3 protein-coding genes and 1 pseudogene are annotated in these 2,911 nt (G+C 61.4%); 1 reads left to right on the forward strand and 3 read right to left on the reverse strand.

All coding sequences use genetic code 11. From position 1 onward, the window contains the following. The 3 genes and pseudogenes from AC1D1P_RS19600 to AC1D1P_RS19610 form a co-directional block, all read right to left on the reverse strand. A pseudogene (locus AC1D1P_RS19600) lies at positions 1-68 on the reverse strand (TetR/AcrR family transcriptional regulator); the annotation flags it as partial. A gap of 133 nt (positions 69-201) precedes the next feature. Beyond that, positions 202-1,491 (reverse strand): patatin-like phospholipase family protein, encoded by a 1,290-nt coding sequence (locus AC1D1P_RS19605; RefSeq protein WP_477674127.1) that lies wholly within the window; start codon positions 1,489-1,491, stop codon positions 202-204. A gap of 139 nt (positions 1,492-1,630) precedes the next feature. Beyond that, on the reverse strand, positions 1,631-2,134 hold the full coding sequence (locus tag AC1D1P_RS19610; RefSeq protein WP_431098472.1) for a phasin family protein: 504 nt from the start codon (positions 2,132-2,134) through the stop codon (positions 1,631-1,633). A 248-nt stretch (positions 2,135-2,382) separates the two neighbouring features. Between AC1D1P_RS19610 and AC1D1P_RS19615 the strand changes: the two genes are divergently transcribed. Further along, positions 2,383-2,911, forward strand: a 529-nt coding sequence (locus AC1D1P_RS19615; protein ID WP_477674128.1) for an SDR family oxidoreductase, incomplete at its 3' end; no start/stop codon positions are given.

A 2,911-nucleotide genomic window follows, 5' to 3' on the forward strand; every position in this document is an offset into this window, starting at 1 on the left:
CGGTTGAACAGGTCCAGGGTGACCTCCAGGATCCGTTCTGCTGTACGGCGCGGCGCTTTTTTCGCCATAAGTTGTCTACCTCGTGTTGTTCTTTACTCTAACCCAGCGTTTCCCCGGGCGACACTAGGGAAGTCCATCAATCCGCATGGCGGTTTGCAACAAGGTGAACGGGATGGCACGCACCTTTGGCAAACCTTTGGGTTAAGCCCGGGCCGGCGCGGGCAGCTTGTGCGCGGCGGGCCGCAGCGCGTGGCTCAAATCTTCCATCACGTCTTCGAGCGAGGCAATGGCGCGGCCCACGCGCGTGGCTGCAGGCCTTTCAGTCACCAGGTGGCGCCTGGGGTCTTCCAGAACGTCCAGGTTCAGCGACACACCGTGCCGCGCCAGCGTGGCAGACAGCGTGGTCTTGCGCGAGCGCAGCATCTGACGGGTGTTCTGGTAGGCGTGCTCGGCCAGCTCGCGGCGTTGCCGGTAACTGAAGGTATTGGCCAGGAACATCTCGGTGTCGCGGGCGTCAGGCTCCAGCAGCACGATGTCGGTGCCGGGATAGGCATGCGCGTAGTGCTTCATGCCGAGCTCCAGCCGCGAGTGGATCATCGAGCGGAAGGTCTGGCTCATCACGGCGGGCAGGCCGCCTTGCACGATGCGCGGAATGGCCTGCTTTTCGGCCGGCAGGCCCCGGCGCATGACGCGCTGGTTCATGGCCAGCGCGGGTGCGCGGGTGGCGTTGAAGGGCACCAGCGGGTTCAGGCAAAACATCAGGTCAACGCCATCGTCCAGCGCCACGCCGGCGTGCATGGTCTTTTTCAGCGCGCCGTCCACGTAGCAGTGGCTGTCGATCTCCACCGGCGGAAACAGGCCCGGCAGGGCCGAGCTGGCCTGCACGGCTTTGGAGATGGGCACGTGGTCCCAGCCGGGGCGGCCAAAGGGCGCGGCGTCCCCGCTGTCCAGATTCGTCGCGACCAGTGTCAGCCGTGTGCGAAGCTGGCGAAAGTCGTTGGTGCGGCCGGGTTTGGAAAACAGCGCGGCCAGGCGCTTGTCGATTTCGTCATTGGAGAAAACACCGGTGGGCAAGGCCGGGCCCAGCGCCTCCAGCGCATTGACCAGCGACTTGCGCCCGAAAGTGGCGCGCCAGGCCGCCGACGCCAGCAAGCCGGGCAACATGATGCCGCGCCGCAAAAATTCGCCGTATGCCGGCACCATCAGCCAGGCCGGGTCAAACACCTCCGATGCCTGGTCGCCGTTTTCAATGAAGGCGGCGCACAGCTCGCGCGGCGTCATGCCGTTGGCCAGGCCCGCCGCGATGAAACCGCCGGCGGACACGCCGACATAGTGGTCCAGTTCGGTGAATGAAAGCCCCTGCAGGGATTCGTCGAGCGCGCACAGCGCACCGATTTCGTAGATGGCGCCCAACGGACCGCCGCCTGACAACGCCAAAGCAATGCGCGGCTTGGCAGGGCGTTTATTTTTTGCAGGCTTGGCTTGGGTCATGGCTGGAAAGTGTAGACGGCGCTCCTGGAACTATTTGCTGCTCTGCAGCAAAGTCAGGGTGCTGGGTGAGCTGTGGGGCGACTGGGCGCGGGCGTAAAAAAAGGGACGGCATGTCCCTTTTTTCCAGAGCACCGTGTGCTCAGGCCGATTTGCGTGCAGCTGGGCGTTTGGCCGCGGGGCGTGCCGCCTTTTTGGCGGCGGGTTTTGCCGCTGCGGTTTTGGCTGCTGGCTTGCCGCCCATTTTTTGCACATTGCGGTTGAGCTCGTCAATGCGTGCGATCAGGGCGTCCACGTCTTTGGCGGAAGGCACGCCGAGTTTGTTCAGGGCCTTGGCCACGCGGTCTTCGAAGATGTTTTCCAGCTTGTCCCACTGGTGGCCGGCCTTGGACTGGATGTCGGTGGCCATGCTGGCCATCTTGTTGGTGGCTTCAGAAATTTTGCCTTCGGCCACGGCCTGGGTCTTGCGCTGGATGGACAGGCCTTCCTTGACCAGGGTCTCAAACACTTTGCCGCCTTCTTCCTGCGCCTTGGAGAAGGCGCCCAGGCCGGCCAGCCAGATTTGCTGGGCGGATTCCTTGACGGCACCGGACAGCTGTGGGCCGGACTTCTTGTCGGCGCTCATTTTTTGCAGTTTCTTGACCATGGTTTACTCCAGACAGTTTGTGGTTATGGAACTTCGCGGGCAGTATGCCGCACGCACGGGGAAAATATAAGCCCTCCCTGTGACGGCGTTTAGGTGTTGCGTTCTAGAACCGTGAACAGGTTCTAGGCATGCGGCTCTACGGAAAAGTACGTGCAGTCAGGCTGAGCGCGGGTTTCTGCTGAATAGAGAGTCATGCCGTTTAAGCAAGAATCACTTTTTGACTTGGCCGTTCAGCGGAGGAAACACAAATGCATTATTTCGTTACAGGGGCCACAGGCTTCATTGGCAAGCGCCTGGTAAAAAAACTTCTGGAACGAAAAGGMACGACCGTTCATTTCCTGATCCGCAAGGAAAGCGCCGGCAAAGTGGCGGCRCTGAGGGAATACTGGGGTGTACCCGCCGCCCGCGCCGTTGCCGTGCACGGCGACCTGACCAGCAAAAAGCTCGGTGTCAGCAGTGAAGACATCAAGAAACTCAAGGGGCAGGTCGGGCATTTTTACCACCTCGCTGCGGTGTATGACCTGAGCGCCGACGAGGAAAGCCAGGTGGCCGTCAACATTGACGGCACCCGCAACACGGTGGAATTTGCCAAGGCGATTGACGCCGGCCACTTTCACCATGTGAGCTCCATCGCCGCTGCCGGCCTCTATGAAGGCGTGTTCCGCGAGGACATGTTCGAGGAAGCCGAAAACTACGAACACCCGTATTTCAAGACCAAGCACGAGAGCGAAAAAATCGTGCGCACGGAATGCAAGGTGCCGTGGACGGTGTTTCGCC

The organism is Polaromonas sp. P1_E1_2, assembly GCF_056406035.1.

Bases quoted from the DNA above. Each gene is read 5' to 3' on its own strand.
- AC1D1P_RS19610 (WP_431098472.1), bottom strand. From the start codon at position 2,134: ATGGTCAAGAAACTGCAAAAAATGAGCGCCGACAAGAAGTCCGGCCCA.
- AC1D1P_RS19605 (WP_477674127.1), bottom strand. From the start codon at position 1,491: ATGACCCAAGCCAAGCCTGCAAAAAATAAACGCCCTGCCAAGCCGCGC.